General features: G+C 61.4%; 1 protein-coding gene. It reads left to right on the forward strand.

Translation table 11 applies throughout. The annotated features are described in order from the left end of the window. A partial coding sequence (locus M622_RS23385) for a transposase (RefSeq protein ID WP_021247990.1) occupies positions 1-337 on the forward strand: 337 nt, incomplete at both ends.

Consider the following 337-nt stretch of genomic DNA (forward strand, 5'->3'; position numbering starts at 1 on the left):
ATGAAGCCGAAAAGGACATCATCGGCATTGAGCTCACCACTGCCGACTGGGGTGACAGCGAAGTGTTCCCTGAGCTGCTTGCGCAGATTGATGGTGAGGTAGCCCAAGTCTCGGCCGACGGCGCCTACGATACCGAAAGGTGCCATCGCAGCATTGCCCAACGCGGCGCCCAGGCGGCGATTCCGCCCCGAGACGGCGCAGTCCGATGGGGAGACAATCACCCTCGGGATGCCACCCTGGCAGTGATTGCCGACCGTGGCCGTGACGGCTGGAAAGAAGACAGTGGCTACCATCGGCGCAGCCTTGCCGAGAACATGATGTTTCGCCTCAAGCAACT

Origin of the sequence: Thauera terpenica 58Eu, assembly GCF_000443165.1 — a bacterium.
GTDB lineage: Bacteria > Pseudomonadota > Gammaproteobacteria > Burkholderiales > Rhodocyclaceae > Thauera > Thauera terpenica.